This window comes from Prevotella vespertina (genome assembly GCF_009728485.1).
Classification (GTDB): Bacteria; Bacteroidota; Bacteroidia; order Bacteroidales; family Bacteroidaceae; genus Prevotella; species Prevotella vespertina.
This window is the reverse complement of sequence record NZ_VVIQ01000008.1, coordinates 24,423-46,803: the sequence shown is the minus strand read 5'-3', so window position 1 is coordinate 46,803 and position 22,381 is coordinate 24,423. Positions and strand designations below refer to the sequence as shown.

The following is a 22,381-nucleotide window of genomic DNA, read 5'->3' as shown; positions in this document are numbered from 1 at the left end:
CAATATTATAATATTATAATTTGTGTATGCTAACGTTGTTCATCACCATTCCAGAACTCCCAACTAGCAAAAGCTTGTAATAGAAGCATTTCTAGACCATTCTTTACAACTGCACCTTGTTCACGTCCTTTCGTCATGAATAGAGTCTCATCTGGATTGTAAAGTAGATCATATAATAAGGTGTGGCTATCCATAGCTTCGTAGGGAAGTTTAGGACATGAGTCAACATTTGGATACATACCTAGTGGAGTGCAATTCACAATAACATTGTACTCCTGAATAATGTCAGCTGTTATATCTTCATAACATAAGATGCCATCACGTTTCGTACGAGAGACAAATTTTGTTTCTAGTCCAAGAGATCTTAGACCATAGTCTATAGCTTTTGAAGCGCCACCAGTTCCCAGAATTAAGGCTTTCTTATGATGACGTTCTAATAAAGGTTCTATACTACGTGTGAAGCCAATCACATCACTATTAAAACCTTTCAGTTGTGTCTTCTTCCCTTTGTGGGTGACACGAATAACATTAACGGCTCCAATGGCTGTTGCTTCAGGACTAAGACTATCGAGATAAGGTATAACTTGTTCCTTATATGGGATAGTCACATTCAATCCACGTAGTTCTGGATTGGAGTCTATAACCTCAATAAAGTCTTCTATAGATGGAATTTCAAAGTTTATGTAACGAGCATTGATATTCTCATTATCAAACTTCTCATTAAAGTACCCTATAGAAAAGGAATGTCCCAAAGGATAACCTATAAGTCCGTACTTATCCATGTTTTAAACTTGTTCTATGAGTTTGTATTTTGTGAGAGAAAGCTCTATGTTCCTATTGTCTCATTTACTTTTCGGCTAGATACATCGTACATATTCCGAATGTCAATCGTCTAAACGAGCTTTTGGTGAATCCTGCTTTGTGAAATATCTCCATCATACGTTCACCTTGTGGGAATGCCTCAACTGTTTTGTTTAGATACTCGTAAGCACTCTTGTCTTTTGAGATAAACTTTGCATAATTGAGTAAGATGGTGTTGGAGTATATACGGAAGAGTTGTTTCATTGGGAAGCCAACGGGCGTTGTCAGTTCTACAATGCTCAAATGTCCACCTTTCTTTAATACACGACAGATCTCGGTGAGTCCTTTGTCGAGATTTTGAAAGTTACGGATACCAAAGGCTGCAGTAACAGCATCAAATGTGTCATCAGGGAAAGATAGGTTGAGACAATCCTCCTTTTGGAAAGAGATGACATCATTAAGTCCTGCCTTTTTGACCTTCTCACGACCGATAGCCATCATACCTTCTGATATGTCTGCTCCGATAAGATGACTTGGAGAGAGTTCCTTTGCTGCAAGGATGGCAAAGTCTCCAGTACCAGTTGCAATATCAAGCATTAATTGTGGATGATAAGGCTGTAGTTGCTTAATAGCTTTCTTTCGCCACCCTTTATCAATATCCCATGAGAGTCTATGATTTAAAGTGTCGTAAGTTGGTGCAATCTTATCAAACATCTCTTCGACAAGTTTGCTTTTCTCACCTTTACCATTATAGGGTATTATCTTCTCCTGTTCGTACATGTTCTATTTGGAGGTTAAGGAATTTGGAAGGAGTTAAGGGAGTTGAAAAGGTTAATGCCATGTGCTTTGTTGATAGGCATAGGAAGTGTTAGAGATTATCTTTTCCTTTCTTAACTACCTTAACTCCTTTCTTTCCTCAATTAGTTACTTTCTAGAAGCTAGATATTCTTTAACGTTCTTCTCGATACGTGCAGCAATATCACCTTCTTCAGCTGCTTTATCAAACTTCTCACCAGTGATATGCTCGTAAAGCTCGATGTAACGTTCGCTGACGCTCTCGGCATATTCGTCTGTAATCTCTGGCATAGTTTGACCTGGTTCATTCATGAAGTTGTGCTCGATAAGCCACTGGCGTACAAATTCCTTTGAAAGCTGCTTTTGAGGTTCGCCCTTCTCAAACTTCTCTTCGTAGCCTTCTGCATAGAAGTAACGGCTTGAGTCTGGTGTGTGAATCTCATCAATGAGGTAGCACTGACCATCACGTTTACCGAACTCATACTTTGTATCAACAAGAATCAAGCCTTGCTTAGCTGCAATCTCCTGACCACGTGCAAATAGTTTGCGTGTCCAATCTTCGATGATTGCATAATCTTCTGCAGAAACGATACCCTGTTTGATAATCTCTTCCTTAGAGATATTCATATCATGCCCCTCGTCAGCTTTCGTCGTTGGAGTTACGATTGGTTCTGGAAAACGCTCATTCTCACGCATACCATCAGGTAGCTTTACGCCACAAATTTCACGGCATCCATCTTTATAGGCACGCCATGCAGAACCTGTAAGAATGGAGCGGATAATCATTTCAACACGAAAGCCTTCACACTTCAGACCAACGGTTACCATTGGATCAGGTGTTGCTAACTTCCAGTTAGGGCAGATATCAGCTGTCAAGTCAAGGAACTTGCTTGCAATCTGATTCAGAACCTGTCCTTTGAATGGTATTCCTTTTGGTAATACGACATCGAATGCAGAGATTCTGTCGGTAGCTACCATGACGATGAGGTCGTCGTTGATGTCATACACATCACGTACTTTGCCGTGATACACACTCTTCTGTCCATCAAAATGGAATTCAGTTTTTGTTAATGCTTTCATTGTTTTTATGTTTATAGAGTCCTATCTCTTGTCCGCCTTATCGTGTGCTTCATAAGCATTGACGATACGCGTAACTAGTTTGTGTCTAACAATATCTTTTTTATCGAGATTGATAACAGATATACCTTCTACATGATTTAAGATAGAGAGAGCTTCTTTCAATCCACTCTTCTCAGCGTGCGGCAAGTCTATCTGTGTCAAGTCACCTGTAATAATCATCTTTGTATTCCATCCCATACGAGTAAGGAACATACGGATTTGAGCAGGTGTAGTGTTTTGCGCTTCATCGAGAATAACTACAGCATCACTCAGTGTTCGACCTCGCATAAAAGCTAATGGCGCAATCTGAATAATATGTTTATCCATCATATCTTGTAGCTTGACTGCAGGGATCATATCCTCCAACGCATCGTATAAGGGCTGTAGATATGGATCTATCTTATCCTTCATATCACCTGGTAAGAATCCTAGTTTCTCACCAGCCTCAACTGCTGGACGTGAAAGAATAATCTTCTTTGCAGCCTTCTCCTTTAGTGCTTTAACAGCTAAGGCAATGCTTAGATACGTCTTACCTGTTCCAGCTGGTCCAACGGCAAATATCATATCATGTTTATCAAAGGCATCTATTAGCTGTTGTTGATTTTCGGATCTACCTTTGATAGGTCTGCCTGCTACAGAATAAACAAGGACGTCCTTCACCGCATCAGCCTTCGTTTTCCGACCTTTCACGATATCAAGGATGTCCTCTTCTGTAATGGTGTTATACCTTACAATATGCTTGCGCATAGTCTCAATGTCCTCTTCTATCTTCGCCATCTCTTCCTCGTCGCCCAAGATACGGATAACATTATCTCGTGCAACGATTCTCAACTTCGGGAAGAGGGACTTAATCATTTGGAGATGCCCGTTGCTAACTCCATAGAAGACTACAGGGTCTATGTCCTCAAGAACTATATGCTTTTCTATCAATGCTGTCTGTTTTATATATTATGGTGACAAAGTTACTATAAATTAGTGATACCTGCAAATAATTCTTAATTCATAATTAGGATAGCTTACATTCTTATTTGCTTTCCCCTTTTCTTATTACCTTTGTAGCAATGAAAAGGAAATCAAAGATTAATAAAAGGCGTTTATTAGTAGTATTCATAGGGATAACACTCTTTTTTATTACCATTAAGTTATTATTCCCATCTATTATGCCGTTTGGGTATAAGACGGAGAATGTGAAGAATGGTAAGATGACGGAAGAAGAGCGTAGGAGAGCCGATTCTATCAAGATTATATCCCAATCTACTCCCGATAGAATGAAGTTATCTTCGTTTTATAAGTCGGGTGGTGCGTTGAAGAAGAATAGGATAGTTGGTGTAAGAGATTATGACGAGAGTTTCCCAGACTCCCAATCTTTGCAACTAGCCTCAGCCTTCCATTATGGTGTTCGACCTGTTGCTAATCGTCAAGATGCGGAGAAACGTAAGAACGAATTGGTATATATAGGAAGTAATCCTTACTATGATTTGAAGAAACTCAATAGCAGTGTTCCTTATCTTGTGCCCCGTGCGGCTGTTTTACTTCAAGATATAGCGCGCACCTTCATGGATAGCTTGCAAGCTAAAGGTGTTCCTATCAATAAAATATTAGTATCTAGTGTGCTACGAACGAAAGAGGATGTTGATAAACTGCGTCAGCATAACCATAATGCAACCTCTAATAGTTGTCATTTATATGGTACAACTTTCGATATAGCCTATAATCGCTACGCTACTGTCACTCGTCCGGTGAGGAATGATACTCTGAAATGGGTGTTAAGTGAGGTACTTAATGACTTACGTAAGCAAGGGCGATGCTATATCAAGCATGAGAAATTGCAAGGATGTTTCCATATTACGGTGAAATAGCTTGTACCTAACTACATACGAGAAGGCGCCTTTCAGAGACATAGAAAGGCGTCTTTTTACGTTTTATAAGTCATGGATGTATTATAAGTTCATTATCCGCATATTGGGATGATATATATAAGGTAATGATTCTTTTTTAATTGTAGGAATAAGGAGGGGTAAAGAGGGGAGAAATGTGAGTAGGTTTTAGGAAAATATATTTTACATATTTCTTTTCTGTCCTATCAAATTCTAGCGAACTTACTGGCAAATCAATGAGATGAATTAAGCGATTTATTGAAATCGTACCTCCGTTTTTGGCAAAACTAACCTCCGTTTTGGGTGAATTGTACCTCCATTTTGTGCAAATCATACCTCTGTTTTTAGTAAAACGAACCTCCATTTCCGATAAAACGATAGTACTTTTTGCCTAAAATGATACTACTTTTCACTTAAAACGATAGTACTTTTTATCCAGAAATAAGCATCGTTTTTGTAATTATCTGTATATCAGTAGTTTATAAAGTATTAACGAAATACTCTATTTAAGCGCATATTTGAGGGCGAATAGAGCCTTCTATCAGAAAAACGCAATTAGAGATAGGGAAAATGATAATATTCTATTACAAATATAACTCTCACTGATTCCTTTAAAATCAGATTAGAAACAGGGCGAATTATACTTGTTTTAAGGGAACAGAATAGGATGTCAAACTTGATTTACTAGTGTGATTTTAGATATTTCAACCACGCATAAGGTTTGCGAGTCGCTAGGTAATGAAGGTTATTCATATTGGAATATGCCTCTCGTTCGAATGATAAATTCAAATATGCACGACCTGGCAGGGGGATTCGAATGAGCCACTCGATGAAATACCATAGATAAAAGGGCAAAACGAGCATTTCAATCATTTGGTATGTATGGATTTTTTCATGATTGATAAGCTCCTTTGTAAGTTTTACTTCAGGATGAACGAAAAGAAACCCAAGAATATTGATGGCATCATAATTCTTGGGTGGTAAGTATTTTGTTCTGATTATTCTCATTACTCCATCTCGATTGATTCAACATGAGGCTTAGGCGCCGATGGAGAAGGGGTAGGATTTGGCGAAGTTGAAGGAGTTTCCGACTCGTTGCTCCCCTCATTTGTTGAGCTTGAAGCCTCGCTATGACTGCGATTGTGGCGGACTTGACTGCGTCCTCGAATACTATTATATACCTTTTCAGCCTGCTGTTCCTCAAGTTTGTCGGTTGAATTAGTCTTTGCAGTATCTATCGCAACCGTATCAAACTTAGCCTTGTTTGTCTCCGCTAAGTTAGAATCAGGCTCAATCGCCGTTTGCGTATATTCGGGATCATTCTTGTGCTGGGCGTAATAGATGAATCCAAAAGCCACAAGGAATATTGTTCCTAAGACGATAAAGGCAACCATTCCTCTGCCAAGAGTAGGTTCGTCTTTGTCTTTATTCGGCATAGGTTTGCCATTTTTAATGTCATTTTGCTCCATCTTGTTGCCTTCATTATTATTTTCAGAACTATTCATATCCATTGTTTTACTTGTGATTTTGGCAACAAAGGTAAGTGAAAAGGTAGAGATTCCAAAACGATTTAGGTTTTTATTCATTTGTTCTTTTCTTTTTTGTACCTTTGCAATCGAATTTAGAAGATATCATACTGGAAAAAGATATGAAGAAGTGGTTAGTAATCATTTGTTTCCTTACCTGTTGGCTAGGTGCATCAGCGCAAAATTTGCGTGATGTTTGGATAGATATGCCTGATACGATTTCGCCTTATTTGAATAAGAGTTTGCGTACAGAGCTAGCTGATTATGTAAAAATGGGCGTTGATCCTGCTGTGAAAAATCTATTGGATGATACGACACGGATAGAGCGCATGACAAAAAACTATATGCTTGTTCGGTTGAGCAAGGCTAGTTCTTTGGAAATAAAGTTATTAGATCATTCAACTATTGCGTTGGTTCAGACTTGGAAAGGTCCTGTCGCTGAGAGTAAACTAAGTCTGTTTAATCAGCAATGGCAGGCACAAGCAATGGTGAATCTCCCTCAAGAAACGATAGAAAAACCTGACACAATTAGTGAAATGGAGTGGAATGATATAAAGTCGTTGATGACTCCTCGCCTGAGAGAATTACATCTTAACGCAGATGATAACTCTCTGTTGGTGAGTTTTAACTATCCGCTCTTATCGAAAGAAGATAGGAAGCGGGTGGAACCTTATATAAAACCGATGGTTTTGCATTGGACGGGTAAGGATTTCCGTTAGTAAAAATGATTTTAAGATTTGGTGGTTTCTTAAAAAGTTACTACTTTTGTCGGCACAAAATTAATAGCTGAAGACATGAATTTGAAGGTACGTTTGGCCTTAATGAACTTCTTGGAGTTCGCAGTTTGGGGAGCCTATTTGACCTCTATGGGTCGTTATTTGGGTAATATTGGTATAGGTTCGGAGATTGGTTTGTTCTATTCTATGCAAGGAGTTGTATCAATTTTTATGCCCGCATTGATGGGAATTGTCGCAGACCGATGGATACCAGCCCAAAGACTCTTAGGTTTCTGTCATTTACTTGCAGGAGTTTTCATGTTTGCCACGGCAGGTTATGGTTTGAGTGTAGGTGAGCATGCCAACTTTACCACTATCTTTACCCTTTATTCTTTATCAGTTGCCTTCTATATGCCTACATTGGCTTTGTCAAATTCAGTTGCATATAGTGCGTTGTCCAATGCGGGAATGGATACCGTGAAGGACTTTCCACCGATTCGTGTGTTTGGAACGATTGGTTTTATCCTTACAATGTGGCTGGTTGATATTATGGGATTCCAAAGCAATCAGAACCAATTTATTACTTCTGGCGTTGTAAGTATCATTCTTTTCCTTTACACTTTTACGTTACCGAACTGCACAGTTAGTAAAGGTACGGAGCAGAAAAGCTTTATTGATGCCTTCGGATTGCGTGCCTTTTCCCTCTTTAAGCAAAAGAAGATGGCAGTGTTCTTTGTCTTCTCTATGCTTTTGGGAGTAAGTCTTCAGATTACGAATAGTTTTGCAAACCCCTTCTTATTTAGTTTTGGAGCTCAACCCGAGTTTGCCGATACATTCGGAGTGCAGCATGCGAATATCCTAATCAGTCTTTCTCAGATTAGTGAAACCTGCTGTATTCTATTGATTCCATTCTTTATGCGCCATTACGGAATAAAGAATGTGATGTTGATTGCCATGTTTGCTTGGGTATTGCGATTTGGATTGTTCGGCGTTGGTAATCCAGGCTTCCCTGGTATTTTGCTATTTGTCCTTTCAATGATTGTATATGGTGTAGCCTTCGACTTCTTTAATATCTCGGGCTCATTGTTCGTTGATAATAGTACGGAGCCATCTCTTCGTTCATCTGCACAAGGATTATTCATGTTGATGACAAATGGTATAGGTGCAACAATTGGAACGCTAGCTGCTCAAGCACTTGTAAATTCATACACTTATCCCAAGGTGGTGGGTTCGGATACATTGACCGTGGGTGATTGGTCATCTTGTTGGTTCATCTTTGCAGGTTATGCCTTTGTTGTAGGTGTTTGTTTTGCATTGATATTCCGTCCTAAGAAGGCATAAACTTTTTGGACAATATATAGATGGGTAAAGTTCAATTAATACATGTTGGTGTTTCTCAGATTGTAGGAGGTTCTGAATTTGGACTTCTCGTTCTTTCTGATATGTCAGAGAGTCGACAGATAGCCATTGTCTGTGATGAGCACATGGAGTATCAATTTGGACTTAGAACAGATGAAAAGATAAATACGGAGCGGCTATTACCAGAGGTGCTTTGCAGTATTAATCCGTCTATGACAAGCGAGCATTATGAGATACTGTTTAATTCAGTTTTGAATGGGCAATATAAAGCCTTACTTGTAAATAAGGACGATTTGAGTCTTACCCCTATGCGTGCTTCTGATGCTATCCTTTTAGCTCATATAGCTAAATTGAATCTCTTTATGGAAGAAAATCTCTTTAATCGGCAAAGTGTTCCTTGTGGTCCTTCTAAGAATAGGTTGGCAGTTCCCATTAATACCTTGACTTTGGAGATGTTGAAGAAAGCATTAGACAAAGCTATCGAAGAAGAGAATTATGAGTTAGCTTCAATGTTAAGGGATGAATTAAATCAAAGAGATAAGAGTAATAATGAGGGGTAATGCTCTTTTTATTCCTTAAAGGTTGAAAACAAGGATAAGATAAGTAGGAGAAGTCATATATAAATAATGAAAGAAGTTAGATATTTCTTTGTTCCTAATGCTAATGTGGAGAAAGAACTTCCAATAGAGGAAGCGATTCATGCTTTGCGTGTGCTTAGATTGAAAGAAGGTGATGAGATATTTTTGATGGATGGTGAGGGATGTTTCTATCAAGCTGAGGTTTCATTGGCTACATCAAAGAAATGTTTCTACACAATCAAACAAGTATTAAAGCAAGAACCTACTTGGCATGGGAGAATTCATTTAGCCATTGCACCAACGAAAGACATGGGGCGCATGGAATGGATGACAGAGAAAGCCACAGAAATCGGCTTCGATGAGATTACCTTCTTAAATTGTAAGTTCTCTGAACGAAAGGTTTTGCGTACTGATCGCATAGAAAAGATAGTGGTATCTGCTATGAAACAAAGTCATAAGGCTTGGAAACCTATTGTAAATGATATGACTCCTTTCTGTAATTTTATTGATAATCATACCTGTGATGGGCAGAAGTATATTTGTCATTGTTACTCAGAAATATTGAAAGATGACTTCTTTTCTCTTATTAATAGCTCTTCTGAAAGTACCCACTTGGCGTCTGAAGACGACCATTCTCTCAACAATGATATTACTGTTTTAGTTGGTCCAGAGGGTGATTTCTCTATAGAGGAGGTTCGTTATGCTATTAATCATGGGTTCAAGAGCGTAACTTTAGGTAATAGTCGTTTGCGTACGGAGACCGCAGGGCTTAGTGCCGTAATGATGTCACAGCTTGCACGAAGAGTGTAAGCTGTTTTTGTTTATAATAGGAATGTATATATTCCTTTTAAAAACGTATAATAATAATAGATGAAAGTAAAGAATTAGAATATTAAAAGGTTATGATTAGCAATATAGTAAGATAGAGATCTTCATGGAAATAACTTCTCCGTGATATAGATTTAAAAACAATTTCACATTTCTCATGTAAGTATCAATTATTTTATTTATATTTGCAACATATTTTAAATATCGTTATTATTTCATTTTAATCTCTTAGCAAACTATGCAAAAAAGATTACTTTTCTTGGTTACGTTGTTGCTAGCAATGACAACTACTGTTATGGCTCAGATAACGACATCAGGAATCAGTGGTAGGGTAACGTCTCAAGGTGAAGACGTAATTGGAGCAACTGTTACAGCTACACACCTACCATCAGGAACTATTTACCGGGCTGTAACCAACATTGATGGTCGCTACACTATTCAAGGTATGCGCGTTGGTGGTCCTTACAAAATTCAAGTGGCTTATATTGGTCAAAAGACTAAGACATTTGAAAATGTAACGCTTCGTCTTGGTGAGACGGAAGATCTTTCTTGTTCACTTCAAGATGACTCTAAGGAACTTCAAGAGGTTGTTGTAACTGGTAATGCGGGCATTAATGGAACGAAGACGGGAGCAGCACAGAGTATCTCGTCTAAGCAAATTGCAGACATGCCAAGTATTACTCATGGTATTGCTGATGTAGCTCGTCTTAATCCTCAGCTTACGACATCAAGCAATGGTGCCATGTCATTTGCTGGTACTAGCAATCGTTATAATTCATTTATGATTGATGGTGCAATGAATAATGACGTGTTTGGTTTAGCGGCTGATGGTTCTAATGGTGGTCAGGCAGGTACACAACCTGTATCAATGGAAACAATTGAGCAGATCCAAGTAAATGTTGCTCCATTCGATGTTCGTCAGAGTGGTTTCACTGGTGGTTCTATCAATGCTATTACTAAGTCTGGTACTAACCAATTCCATGGTAGTGTTTATGGCTTTGGTAATAACCAGAGTCTTATAGGTCATCATTATCCCTATTCTGATGGAACAGGTTATGCGCCAAAATATCAGAAACAGGAGCAGTATCAATGGGGTGTAACGTTGGGTGGTCCTATTATTAAGAACAAGTTGTTCTTCTTTGTTAACTATGAAAATGCAAATAAGACTTATCCAAATCTTAATGGCTATCGTCAGGCAGGCTCACGTGTAAATCCAGATGAAGCTGATGATGTTCTTCAGAAGGTTAAGGATATGGCTCAACGTCAAGGTTTATCGTATGATGGTACTTTTGCAAACCCTGATATCTACACGAAGAGTAATAAGTTAGGTGCAAAGATTGACTGGAATATCAATGACTTCAATAAGTTCTCTTTCCGTTGGAGCTATGTAGATGCTAAGCAATTGAATGTTGTAAGTTCTTCTTCTTCTCTTAATGATGATCATTATTACTTCCCATTTACTAGTAAGACAAACTCTTTCACAGCAGAATTACAGAGCCGTATCTCTCCTACAATAAGTAATGAGGCACGTGTAAGCTATGTACGTGTTCGCGATAAGCGCAATGTTGCTTCTGCATTCCCAATGATTTCTTTGCAAGTAACTGGTGGATCAGTTAATATTGGTAATGAACGCTCTTCAATGGCTAACTCTCTTGACCAGGATATCTATACTGTAGAAGATAACTTGACTTGGTATAAGGGTAATCATACCTTTACTTTCGGTACTCATAATGAGTTCTATAAGTTTGCTAACCTATTTATCCAGGATGCAAATGGATCTTATAACTTTACTGATAAAGCGCATTTCGATAAGTATTATGCAGACTTTGTGGCTGGTACAATTGATCCAAACTATAACTACTTCCGTCAGTATCGTTATGGTGTAGCAAATGTTGATGTTACAGGCGACCCACGTTGGAAGACGCCTTTCTCTGCTGGGCAGCTTGGTTTCTATGCACAAGATAAGTGGAATATTACTCCATCTTTCCAATTGACTTATGGCTTGCGCATGGAGATTCCTCTCTTCTTCAAGACTCCAACGGCTAATGAACCTTTCAATACTTATGCTGCACAGCATAATTGGGACGTTCGTACAAACCATAAACTTTCTAGTACTCCTTTGTGGAGTCCACGCGTCGGCTTCCGTTGGGATATTAATAAGGATCGTCAGTTTATTCTCCGTGGTGGATTGGGTATCTTCACAGGACGTATACCATACGTATGGATTAGTAACAACTTCGCAAAGACTGGTTTGCAGATGCAGACCTACTCTGTAAATAATCCTAAGGGATTGGAGCTTATTCTTAATCCTAATGGGCAAGAAGCTAATGCTGCTCGATTGAGAGCTGCAGGTAGTCAGGAAGTGAATGTGTTTGAAGATAAGTTCAAGTTTGCCCAGACCCTAAAAGCTAACTTAGGCTTTGACTTCCATCTCCTTGGTATTGATTGGACAGCAGAAGCCCTTTACTCAAAGACTTTGAATGATATCTATTATAAGAATCTTGCTGTTGATAAGACTGGACAAACGTTTGCGCAGGCTACTGGTTACGAATGGGATAATCGTCCAATGTATGAACGCACAACTACTGGAAGTCCTTTCTCTTATGTGTATGCACTCTATAACACAAGTAAAGGTTACACAACTAGTCTTTCATTAAAGGGTGAGAAGCACTTTAACTTTGGGCTCGATCTTATGGCAAGTTACACATGGACTCGTTCTATGAGTGTTAATAGTGGAACTTCATCTGTTGCTGGTAGTAACTGGATGTATAATGCAACTTATCGTGATGTTAATGATCCAGAACTTAGTCTTAGCGCATATAACGTTCCTCATCGTCTTCAAGCAAGTGCTTATTATCATGTAAAGTATGGTGCAAGGAAGCAATGGGAATCAACAATAGGAGTGATTTATCAAGGTCGTAGTGGTTCCCCTTACGTAATCGAAGTTTATGGTGACATGAATGGTGATGGTGCAAATGGTAACGACCTGATGTGGATTCCTACAGATGCACAGATTGATCGTATGAAGTTTGCAAGTGGCGTAAAGGTTAATAATAGTAAGGATATTTATCCATTGATTACAAAAGTACTTGGTTCTGGCTTCAATGGAACTCTCACAGAGGCACAGCAGCGTTCTTTGATGAAGCAATGGATAGCAGATGACTCTTACATGAATCATCATCGTGGTGAATATTTCAAGCGTTATGCTGATAACCTTGCTTTTGAGAATCACTTTGACGTACACCTTGCACAGAAGTATAGCTTCAAAGTTGCAGGTCAAACTAATTCTCTTGAATTAAGTTTGGATATTATAAATATAGGCAATCTCTTGAATAAAGATTGGGGACATACTTATGGTGACGAGTTTGGTCGTTACTTTAGTCCTTTCAATTATGAAGGTAATGGAGTATTCAAATTTGATGGCACACATGTAGCGCGAAACTATGATACATATTATAGCCGTTGGCGTGGTCAGCTAGGTTTGCGCTATACTTTCTAAATTGAACTATATGTTAAATAGAGCAGAGATTCAGTCCGAGTCTCTGCTTTTTTATTATCTTTGCATTATAATTAAAACTCAAACATTATGATTATTGATTTCGATAAGATTGTTGAAGAGCATATAGAAGGCTTCAAAGGTGGAAAAGGGAAACTTGATATGCGTGCGTTTGTTGATGATGAGGCTCGTATCATGTATTCAACATTACGACCTGGTGCATGTAGTGGAAAGCATCAACATGTTGGTACTTTTGAAGCGATGTTTGTTATCAGTGGCGAATTAACTGTACATTATGATGATTGTATGGAAGTAGCAAGGGTGGGACAATTACATTATTGTCCAGAGGGACACTTCCATTGGTTTGAGAATTGTACAGATCATGATGTTGTATATCTTGCTATTGTACCAACATTGGGATAGTAATTGCTAGTAGGAGTATAAAAACAATTAGCGGCAGACAATAATGTCTGCCGCTAATTGTTTTTATCTTTCTTACTTTTATCATCTCTCCATTACACCTTCAATATACAATCGGGTCATTTCATTTTTACCATTGGTGCGCACGGTGATACTCTTCTTAAAGTGTCCTGCAAATTTTCCAGTACCATTGTAGGTTACATCAATACTACCTTTTTGTCCAGGAGCGATAGGACGCTTGTCATAGCGTGGGATAGTACATCCACAGCTTGCAATAACTTGATTGATGACTAGCGGCGCATTACCAATATTTGTGAAAGTGAATGTTGTTTTTTGTACGGGACTACTCTCCTTAAATGTTCCGAAATCATGAGTTACCTTATCAAATTTAATCTCAGCTTGATTCTGTGCAACTGCAAAAGTTACTCCCATAACTAGTAGGAGTGTCATTAATAAGAGCTTTTTCATATTATATTTCCTTTAGTTGTTTCTGATTATTTTGGTGCAAATTTAGTTAGAAAGTTTATAGTTTCCATGCTGTTTCACAATAATTAAGTAGGAATTATTAAATATTAGTCATCAAATTAGCGTTAGGACTGAAAGTTTCCTTCACGTTCTTATATTTTTGTAAGGTATATCCTGATTCTCATTTAAAGTTAGTATCTTTGCATAAACTTATAGTTTAGAGGACAAAATAATCAACATAATAATTATGTATAGAACGAATACTTGTGGAGAGCTGCGCCTTTCGGATGCAGGCAAGGAAGTAACCCTGGCTGGATGGGTACAGCGCTCACGTAAAATGGGAGGTATGACCTTTGTCGACCTTCGTGATCGTTATGGTATCACTCAGTTAGTTTTTAATGAGGCTGATAATGCTAGTCTATGTGGTGAAGCCAACAAGTTGGGACGTGAATATTGTATTCAAGTAAAAGGTATTGTTAGCGAGCGACAAAGTAAGAATAGCAAGATTCCTACAGGTGATATTGAAATTATAGCCAAGGATTTGAATGTACTAAGTCCTTCTTTGACACCTCCTTTCACCATTGAAGATAATACTGATGGCGGTGATGATTTGCGAATGAAGTATCGCTATCTTGATCTTCGTCGTGAAGCTGTACGTAAGAATCTTGAGTTACGTCATAGAATGACAATTCTTATCCGCAATTTCCTAGATTCACAGAAGTTTATGGAAGTTGAGACTCCAATTCTTATTGGTTCTACGCCAGAAGGAGCTCGTGACTTCGTTGTTCCATCACGTATGAACCCTGGACAATTCTATGCTTTACCACAGAGTCCACAAACTTTGAAACAGTTGTTGATGGTAGCAGGTTTCGATCGTTACTTCCAAATTGCAAAGTGTTTCCGAGATGAAGACTTGCGTGCCGATCGTCAGCCTGAGTTTACTCAGATTGATTGTGAGATGTCGTTTGTAGATCAAGATGATGTTATCAATCTGTTTGAGGAGATGGCTCGTCATCTTTTCCGTGAGATTCGTGGTGTTGAACTTCCTAAGCTAGAACAGATGACATGGCATGAGGCTATGAAACGTTTTGGTTCTGATAAACCAGACTTGCGCTTTGGTATGGAGTTCGTTGAATTGATGGATGAGTTGAAAGGTACTGGATCTTTCTCTGTATTCGATGAAGCTAATTATATTGGCGGTATTGTCGTTCCTGGTTGTGCTGATTATAGTCGTAAGCAGCTCAATGAACTTACAGATTTTGTTAAGCGTCCACAGGTTGGAGCACATGGTCTTGTGTTTATCAAGTATAACACGGATGGAACTGTTAAGAGCTCTATTGATAAGTTCTATACACCAGAGCAATTAAATAAGGTAAAGGAGACAACTGGTGCCAAAGATGGTGATCTTGTTTTGATATTATCAGGTGATAATGCAAATAAGACACGTGTACAACTCTGTTCTCTACGTCTTGAGATGGGTGACCGCTTAGGTCTACGTGATAAGAATGTATTTAAGTGTCTTTGGATTGTTGATTTCCCATTGTTTGAGTGGAGCGATGAAGAGCAGCGACTTATGGCAACTCACCACCCATTTACAATGCCTAATCCTGATGATATTCCATTGTTGGATGAGCATCCAGAGCAAGTACGTGCTAAGGCTTACGACTTTGTTTGCAATGGAATTGAAGTTGGTGGTGGTTCACTCCGTATTCATGATACTCAATTGCAAGAGAAGATGTTTGAGGTTCTTGGCTTTACTCCAGAACGTGCAGAGGCACAATTTGGTTTCTTGATGAATGCCTTTAAGTATGGAGCACCACCTCATGCAGGTCTTGCTTTCGGTCTTGATCGTTTCGTAAGTATCCTTGCTGGTCTTGATTCTATTCGTGATTGCATTGCCTTCCCTAAGAATAATAGTGGTCGTGATGTGATGTTAGATGCTCCTTCTGCTGTAGATCAGAAGCAATTGGACGAATTGGAGATCAAGCTTGACATAAAAGATTAGTCATATTGTTGATTTATATCAATAAAATCAATGTTATTGAAATTAATCCATTCATATCAGTTTACTTTTTGTAAAATGTATTTAAGACTTTAGGATATTTGATGTATCTTTGTAAGCAAATACTAATAAATAGTGATTTGGTCAAATTGAATGAGACTTTAATTTTGTAAGATTATGACAGAAAAGAAAGAAGTTAAGTCTGCTCCTAAGGCGGCAGCAAAGAAAGCCACTACCAGAAAGTCAGCTTCAAAGGCTACAGCCATTGCTATCAACGAAGTAAATGTTGGTTACCGAGCAGGTGATGTTTACAATGCGCTTGCAGCTGAAGAAAAAGCTCTCAGTGTAGCAGAGATTGCAAAAGCAGCTAGTATTTCTACCGAAGAAGTTTATTTGGGTATTGGTTGGCTTTTAAAGGAAGGAAAAGTTAAGGACGAGGGCAATAAAGTTACACTTGCCTAATCGAATACATTAACATTAGAATAGAAAGGGAGCCGTATGAAAGTGTATTGACTCCCTTTTTTATATGCAATACGATAAAGAAATAATCCGCGTGCTTGTTGAAGCTGGTGAAGAGGGGCTTTCTGTTTGGAAAATCTCCCATCATGTTTATAATGCTTGCAATTCTCTTTTCCATCCAATAGTACAAGACGATGTACGTAAATATGTGCAAGGTTATCTCTTGAAGAATAGTAAATTACCCAGTTCTTTGATAGAGAGAGTTAGAAAAGGCATCTATCGTCTCAATGCAAATAATAGTTTCTCACAGCAATTTATTCTTCAATTTCGTGATGAGAAAGAAGATTCTACGATAGAAAAGCCTATGAAAGACCAAAGTCTTTCATTATTTTGATAACTCTATCATCTAAATGCCAGTTAAATAAGAAAAAGTTCTTATAAGCTGGTCATTATATTTTTTATTTGTATATTTGCAAATATATTAATTTCAGACACAATCTATGGCACAATCGGATAATCATCTTGTTATTATGGCTGGCGGAGTCGGTAGTCGATTCTGGCCAATGAGTACAACAGAGCACCCTAAACAGTTTATAGATGTTTTAGGAGTTGGGAGGACTCTTGTGCAATTAACTTATGATCGTTTTGAGGGCGTGGTTTCTTCTGATAATGTTTGGGTAGTAACCAATCAGAAGTATGTTGACTTAGTTCATGAGCAACTGCCAGAGATACCACTGAATCACATTCTAAGTGAGCCTTGCCGTCGTAACACAGCTCCCTGCATTGCCTATGTTAGTTGGCGTATTAAGAAAGAAAATCCTAAGGCTAACATCGTCGTTTCTCCAAGTGATCATATTGTTATGGACAATACGGAGTTCAGACGTGTTGTTACGAATTGTATGAAGTTTACAGCGGAAACAGATGCTATTGTTACGTTGGGAATGAAACCAACACGTCCAGAAACGGGTTATGGTTATATTCAGGCTGATCTTTCAAATGCTTCTGCACGTAACAAGGAGATTTATCGTGTTGATCACTTCCGTGAGAAGCCAGACCTTGAGACGGCTGAACAATATATTCGTCAAAATAATTTCTTTTGGAATGCTGGTATCTTCATTTGGAGTGCATCAACAATCGTAAATGCTTTCCGTATTTATCAGCCGAGTGTCGCCCGTGTGTTTGAGAGGATTATGGATGTTCTTGGCACTGCTGAGGAGCAACGTATCATTGATGAGGTATATCCTGAATGTGAGAATATTTCTGTTGATTATGCCATTATGGAGCGTGCTGAAGAGATTTTTGTCTGCCCAGCATCTTTTGGATGGAGCGACTTAGGCACTTGGGGCTCTCTTCTTGCGCAGAGTCAGCATGATTTATATGGGAATGCAACCATTGGTAAAGAGATACATCTCTTTGATAGTCGGAATTGTATCGTCCACACAACAGAGGAACGCAAAGTGGTGATTCAAGGTTTGGATGGCTATATTGTTGCGGAACAAGGAGGTAGATTACTGATTTGTAAACTCTCTGAAGAACAAAGATTGAAGCAATTTACGGGGGAAGGATAAGGTTTTTCTCTTCCCACGATATATTTGAAAATTTATATCCACATAGTATGTGTAATATCTTTTGAAGCACATAATATGTGGATATATTAGTAAAATGAGTTGAGAAACAGAATCATTTTACTAATTTAGAATAAGCGTTTTAAGTCTTTATATCATTTGATTATTCGTCTTTATGGGTTTAATGAAGTTACTTTCAAAGATTGTTTTTTTCATTTCTGTAAATCTTTCTTGTCCATCAATAGCACAGGTTCCAACGTTAGTAAGAGTCAATCCTCAGCATTATTTCCATCAAAATTTGCCGAAAGGTAATTATAGTGGTCTAACATGGTTAGGCGGTAATTCTTATGCCGTGGTATCAGACAAGGCAGAGAGAAGTGGCTTCTTTATTTTTCATATACAACTTGATAGTATAACTGGCGATATTCGTAATATAACTTCTGATGGCTTTCGTGCATCTTCCGATGGAAATCATGATGAGGAGGGGATTGCTTTCTTTCCAAAAGATAGTACAATTTTTATTTCTAGAGAGGCTGATAATAGTATTTTAGAATATGATTTGCATGGACAGCTAACTGGTAGACGTCTCAAAGTACCCTCTATTTTCAATGGTTCTACGGCACAATATGGCTTTGAAGCACTTACTTATAACAAGAAAACCCACTTGTTTTGGACAACTTCAGAGAGTACTTTACGATGTGATGGTGCGCAGGCTAATCCTCAAAATCAAGTTTGTAATCGCTTACGTCTACAAAGTTTTGATGAAAACCTACTGCCTCAAACTGAATATGCCTATCGTATGGATAGTCCAAAGACAAAGAAGAATGCCTCTAATTATGCTATGGGGGTGCCTGCTTTGACAGCTTTAAATGATGGACGATTACTTGTTTTAGAACGAGAGTTCCTGGTAACTCAAGGTAAATTAGGTTCATTTGTCATCAATAAAATCTATTGCGTCAATCCAAACGTAGGTATTCCTGTCTCTCCCGATACAGCCCTTCAATCTGATTCGCCCTATCTTGCAAAGACATTAATAGCTGAATGGAAAACGACTTTAAGCTTATTTTGTCAAGATTTGGCTAACTATGAAGGTATGTGCCTTGGTCCTCAACTTGCAAATGGTAGTCAGGTTCTTGTCCTTTGTGCGGATAGTCAAAACCAGTATGGAGGTGTTTTGCGTGATTGGTTTCGTACGATTGTTATTCGTTAGCCGTCTGTTTTGTTTGTGAATATCCTTTACATTTACTTTTTTCAATCTAGCTTTTATAACAAGACATTATTCGTAAAAAATAAGTGCTAGGTAGCTTTTTATAAAAACGTATATAGGTTTTTGGCAAATCGTACCTCCGTTTTTCATAAATTGTACCTCCGTTTTTCTCAAAATGTATATAGGTTTTTGCTAAAAAGTAGGTCAGTTTTCGACAAAAAGTATATACATTTTGACTAAAAAGTATAGTATTTCTGATTTGAAAGATTATACTTTTTTCCTAAGACATTGATTATTAGTTCGTTATCTTTCTGTTAAGAACTTCTCTGTAATTTGAATATTTGAGGGCGATTATAGGAGTCTTGAATAATATCGCAGCTATGGGTATTCAAATTAGCAATATTCTATTACAAAAATGATTTGAATAAAATCCTCTTATCCGCTCACCTTTACTTGTCATTTAGTTATAGAACTAACTTGGAGATAAGACATAATTTTATTCAAATCATTGATTACAATATTGAGAATAGGGGAGTGTTGCCCTTAGTTTTCCCGTGTTTTACTTCATCTTTTTATGGAGCTTCCGCAGAGCTTTATTGCGTATTTGTCGTACACGTTCGCGCTTTAATCCCATATCCTCAGCTATTTCTGCCATTGTGTAGTGTGTGCCATTAAGTCCATAAATAGCCGATATGATTTTCTTTTCCCTTTCGTTGAGTTCGCTCAAGCCTTTTTGAATCTCAAAACTTAGTAATTCTTTGTTTAAATGCTCGTCAGTCTTTGGCGTATCCTCATTTTCTAATACGTGTTGTAGAGTGAAGTTATTGCTACTACCTACAGGGATGGGCTGGTCAATGGAGATAGCACGAGATCGTTTTTGTTCAAATTTACTCTTTTCGTCTTTAGGCAATTTATAGAGCGAAACCTGTTCTTTTATTGCCTCTTCCATAGCCTTTCTGATATAAGGTGCGGCATAAGTAACGAAGCGCACCCCTTTCGTTCCATCGAATTTCTGGGCAGCGTGCATCATTCCTATGTTGCCTTCGCTGACTAAATCATCTTCTCCTAGCCCTTGATTCCTATATTGATGTGCCAGTGAGACTACAAACTTTAGATTAGCTTTTGTCAACTTTTCTAATGCTTTGGCATCACCTAACTTAATCTTAGAAGCAAGTAATTGTTCTTCCTTATCAGTTAAGAGTTGCTCTTGTATGATTTCTTCTATATATTTCTCGTTTACACTCATGATACACAATATTTAAAGTTGAGGATTTGATATGTTAACAATATGGATTTTACTTCTGTTTTTGGTTCTTCTTGCGTTTGATATACCATTTAACAAGGAAGTAAATGCACGCAATGAGTACTAGGACAATGAGTCCAATCTTGATATATTCTCCATATTCAAGGATTTTTTCCTCGAGTTGTTCTTCTGGAACAAACGAGTGCATATAATGACCTAATAATGCGAGAATACTATGCCATGCACCAGCGCCGATTGTTGTATAGAGGAGGAAGCGCCAATAACTCATCTTCGCAAGTCCGGCAGGGATAGAAATAAGGTGACGTATACCAGGAAGTAATCGCCCCGTGATGGTTGCTACCAATCCATGTTTATCAAAATATTTCTCACTCTTTTCTACTTTCTCTTGATTGAGCAGGCACATGTGTCCCCATTTACTATTTGCGAATTTGTAAATAAGAGGTCGTCCGAGATACCATCCTGCGAGATAATTGATAGTAGCACCGCAATCAGCTCCTAGCGTTGCAAAGAGAATGACAAGCCACATATCAAGATTTCCGCCTGCTGCATGATAGGCGGCAGGTGCAACCACTAACTCTGATGGTACGGGGATGACCGTACTTTCTAAAAGCATCAAGAGAAAGATGGTGCCATAGTTAAGGTGTCCGAGTAGGGTTGTGATAAAACTCATAATTGTGTTCTAATTAATTAATATAATTGTTATTTCAAATGTTGATACTTGGGTAATCTTTTATCTCTGTTCCTGGGGGATAGAGGTCAGACAAAACATCCTGACATTCCCTAGGATTTCGTTCTATTGCTATTTGAAGAAATTGCTTATATTCTTCCGTTTTTTTTAGTTCATAGCAGCAACGTGCTAAATAAGCAAACCCTTCAGTCCAATCCTTCGCTGCGTTTGGTAAATAATTAATAAGAATACGATAAGTTAACTCAAAGTATCCATTATCAAATATTGAGATAGCCACATTGATAAGAGCCTGATCTTTATTTTCTGATTCGGTTATAGATTGGAAATAGAAGTCTAATGCTTCCTTAGGGTGACCAAGAATCAGATAGAGATGACCAATGGTGACATCAATAATGCTGAAGTCAACATGGTGACAAGTCTGCCGATATTGTTGGTAATATTTCAGTGATTCAACAAAATTATCCAGTGAGAAAAGTCCATTTGCTTTGTTAAGTAAGGCCTCTTCATCATTAGGATTTATAGCCAGTGCGTATTCGCTGGATGTAATGGCTCCCTGAACATCATTGCGCAGGAATTGTATTTGGGTAAGTTGATTCCAATACGCACAAGAGTAAGGATTGCCGTCGATGAGTTCGTTAATAAGGGTTTCGCTAGCTTCATATTTGCCTTGCCCTTTAAGAATACGAACTTTAATCTCTTTGTATTCATCCTCATTAATCATAGTAGATTGATTTAGCCATTTCTCTGCATAATCAATCTCTTCATAATCAGCGAAAAGAGCCGCCGCATCTATTGCAAACTCCTCATGGTCATCCTCGTCTATTACATTATCATATTGCTCTTGCAGATATTGGTCGGCTTTGTTCACCTGATTATCCGCAATCATAATTTCAGCTTTTAGATAGAGATAGTCTAAATCACTCTTATCGACAATCGTTTCTGCAATTTCATTTGCAAGTGTTGGATTGTTGTAAGTGAGTAGAGCCATTCTCGCTTTAAATGCTAATGGCGCAGTCGCTGTAGGATAAAGGTGATTCGTGTAATTAGCAGTCTCTAATGCTTTTTCATCTTGCCCAATGGAATAATAATATTCAGCAACATCAGTGAGATCCTCGGAATCAAGGAACTCACTGATGTTATTGTCTCGCAACTCTTCATATCTTTGAAGAAGTCGTTTGAACTTTTTGCTTTGATAATATATATCCAAGTTGTTTTC

The 22,381-nt window shown here is 38.2% G+C and carries 22 protein-coding genes; 12 read left to right on the top strand and 10 right to left on the bottom strand.

Annotated features, from left to right (window positions below):
- Positions 1-29: 29 nt before the first annotated feature.
- From F0475_RS08145 to F0475_RS08130, 4 genes are all read right to left on the bottom strand, one after another.
- Complete coding sequence (locus tag F0475_RS08145) at positions 30-782, bottom strand: shikimate dehydrogenase family protein (protein WP_155716251.1); 753 nt, start codon at positions 780-782, stop codon at positions 30-32.
- A gap of 64 nt (positions 783-846) precedes the next feature.
- Positions 847-1,581, bottom strand: coding sequence for a bifunctional demethylmenaquinone methyltransferase/2-methoxy-6-polyprenyl-1,4-benzoquinol methylase UbiE (gene ubiE / locus F0475_RS08140; RefSeq protein WP_155716250.1), 735 nt, complete (start codon positions 1,579-1,581; stop codon positions 847-849).
- A gap of 144 nt (positions 1,582-1,725) precedes the next feature.
- Complete coding sequence (locus tag F0475_RS08135; RefSeq protein ID WP_009435113.1) at positions 1,726-2,676, bottom strand: phosphoribosylaminoimidazolesuccinocarboxamide synthase; 951 nt, start codon at positions 2,674-2,676, stop codon at positions 1,726-1,728.
- A 21-nt stretch (positions 2,677-2,697) separates the two neighbouring features.
- A complete protein-coding gene (locus F0475_RS08130) occupies positions 2,698-3,645 on the bottom strand; it encodes a PhoH family protein (RefSeq protein ID WP_155716249.1) in 948 nt (315 codons plus the stop codon).
- Positions 3,646-3,776: 131 nt separating this feature from the next.
- Between F0475_RS08130 and F0475_RS08125 the strand changes: the two genes are divergently transcribed.
- Positions 3,777-4,574, top strand: a complete 798-nt coding sequence (locus F0475_RS08125; RefSeq protein ID WP_155716248.1) for a DUF5715 family protein — start codon at positions 3,777-3,779, stop codon at positions 4,572-4,574.
- Between the two features lie 702 nt (positions 4,575-5,276).
- Here F0475_RS08125 and F0475_RS11855 read toward each other — a convergent pair.
- On the bottom strand, positions 5,277-5,600 hold the full coding sequence (locus F0475_RS11855; protein ID WP_155716247.1) for a hypothetical protein: 324 nt from the start codon (positions 5,598-5,600) through the stop codon (positions 5,277-5,279).
- Positions 5,600-6,178 (bottom strand): zinc ribbon domain-containing protein, encoded by a 579-nt coding sequence (locus F0475_RS08115; protein ID WP_155716246.1) that lies wholly within the window; start codon positions 6,176-6,178, stop codon positions 5,600-5,602. The genes F0475_RS11855 and F0475_RS08115 overlap by 1 nt, the downstream gene beginning before the upstream one ends.
- A 62-nt stretch (positions 6,179-6,240) precedes the next feature.
- Here F0475_RS08115 and F0475_RS08110 point away from each other — a divergent pair, with 62 nt between their 5' ends.
- From F0475_RS08110 to F0475_RS08085, 6 genes are all read left to right on the top strand, one after another.
- Positions 6,241-6,837: a DUF3256 family protein gene (locus tag F0475_RS08110; protein WP_155716245.1), complete on the top strand. Its 597-nt coding sequence runs from the start codon at positions 6,241-6,243 to the stop codon at positions 6,835-6,837.
- A 75-nt stretch (positions 6,838-6,912) separates the two neighbouring features.
- On the top strand, positions 6,913-8,175 hold the full coding sequence (locus tag F0475_RS08105) for an MFS transporter (RefSeq protein ID WP_155716244.1): 1,263 nt from the start codon (positions 6,913-6,915) through the stop codon (positions 8,173-8,175).
- A gap of 20 nt (positions 8,176-8,195) precedes the next feature.
- Positions 8,196-8,753: a UvrB/UvrC motif-containing protein gene (locus F0475_RS08100; protein ID WP_009435097.1), complete on the top strand. Its 558-nt coding sequence runs from the start codon at positions 8,196-8,198 to the stop codon at positions 8,751-8,753.
- A gap of 66 nt (positions 8,754-8,819) precedes the next feature.
- The gene (locus tag F0475_RS08095; RefSeq protein WP_155716243.1) at positions 8,820-9,581 is read left to right on the top strand and encodes an RsmE family RNA methyltransferase; all 762 of its coding nucleotides are present in this window, start codon (positions 8,820-8,822) and stop codon (positions 9,579-9,581) included.
- A gap of 256 nt (positions 9,582-9,837) precedes the next feature.
- Entirely contained in the window at positions 9,838-13,098 is a 3,261-nt protein-coding gene (locus F0475_RS08090; protein ID WP_155716242.1) for a TonB-dependent receptor, read from the top strand.
- An 87-nt stretch (positions 13,099-13,185) separates the two neighbouring features.
- On the top strand, positions 13,186-13,518 hold the full coding sequence (locus F0475_RS08085) for a cupin domain-containing protein (RefSeq protein ID WP_155716241.1): 333 nt from the start codon (positions 13,186-13,188) through the stop codon (positions 13,516-13,518).
- An 81-nt stretch (positions 13,519-13,599) separates the two neighbouring features.
- On the opposite strand, the gene F0475_RS08080 is transcribed toward F0475_RS08085, so the two are convergent.
- Positions 13,600-13,983: a DUF1573 domain-containing protein gene (locus F0475_RS08080; RefSeq protein WP_009435289.1), complete on the bottom strand. Its 384-nt coding sequence runs from the start codon at positions 13,981-13,983 to the stop codon at positions 13,600-13,602.
- Between the two features lie 244 nt (positions 13,984-14,227).
- Here F0475_RS08080 and aspS point away from each other — a divergent pair, with 244 nt between their 5' ends.
- The 5 genes from aspS to F0475_RS08055 all read left to right on the top strand — a co-directional run bounded on the left by aspS (position 14,228) and on the right by F0475_RS08055 (position 19,216).
- A complete protein-coding gene (gene aspS, locus F0475_RS08075; RefSeq protein WP_155716240.1) occupies positions 14,228-15,985 on the top strand; it encodes an aspartate--tRNA ligase in 1,758 nt (585 codons plus the stop codon).
- 174 nt (positions 15,986-16,159) lie between these two features.
- Positions 16,160-16,444, top strand: coding sequence for a winged helix-turn-helix domain-containing protein (locus tag F0475_RS08070; protein WP_009435287.1), 285 nt, complete (start codon positions 16,160-16,162; stop codon positions 16,442-16,444).
- A 64-nt stretch (positions 16,445-16,508) separates the two neighbouring features.
- A complete protein-coding gene (locus tag F0475_RS08065; RefSeq protein WP_036895480.1) occupies positions 16,509-16,835 on the top strand; it encodes a hypothetical protein in 327 nt (108 codons plus the stop codon).
- A gap of 106 nt (positions 16,836-16,941) precedes the next feature.
- Positions 16,942-18,009, top strand: coding sequence for a mannose-1-phosphate guanylyltransferase (locus tag F0475_RS08060; RefSeq protein ID WP_155716239.1), 1,068 nt, complete (start codon positions 16,942-16,944; stop codon positions 18,007-18,009).
- A 172-nt stretch (positions 18,010-18,181) separates the two neighbouring features.
- Positions 18,182-19,216, top strand: coding sequence for an esterase-like activity of phytase family protein (locus tag F0475_RS08055; RefSeq protein ID WP_394350000.1), 1,035 nt, complete (start codon positions 18,182-18,184; stop codon positions 19,214-19,216).
- A 556-nt stretch (positions 19,217-19,772) separates the two neighbouring features.
- On the opposite strand, the gene F0475_RS08050 is transcribed toward F0475_RS08055, so the two are convergent.
- From F0475_RS08050 to F0475_RS08040, 3 genes are read right to left on the bottom strand one after another with little or no spacing between them, the layout of a single operon-like run.
- Positions 19,773-20,459 carry a sigma-70 family RNA polymerase sigma factor gene (locus F0475_RS08050; protein ID WP_155716237.1) on the bottom strand — a complete coding sequence of 229 codons (687 nt, stop codon included), beginning with the start codon at positions 20,457-20,459 and terminating at the stop codon, positions 19,773-19,775.
- Between the two features lie 49 nt (positions 20,460-20,508).
- On the bottom strand, positions 20,509-21,147 hold the full coding sequence (locus F0475_RS08045) for a DedA family protein (RefSeq protein WP_155716236.1): 639 nt from the start codon (positions 21,145-21,147) through the stop codon (positions 20,509-20,511).
- Positions 21,148-21,181: 34 nt separating this feature from the next.
- The gene (locus F0475_RS08040) at positions 21,182-22,372 is read right to left on the bottom strand and encodes a tetratricopeptide repeat protein (protein ID WP_155716235.1); all 1,191 of its coding nucleotides are present in this window, start codon (positions 22,370-22,372) and stop codon (positions 21,182-21,184) included.
- Positions 22,373-22,381: the final 9 nt, after the last annotated feature.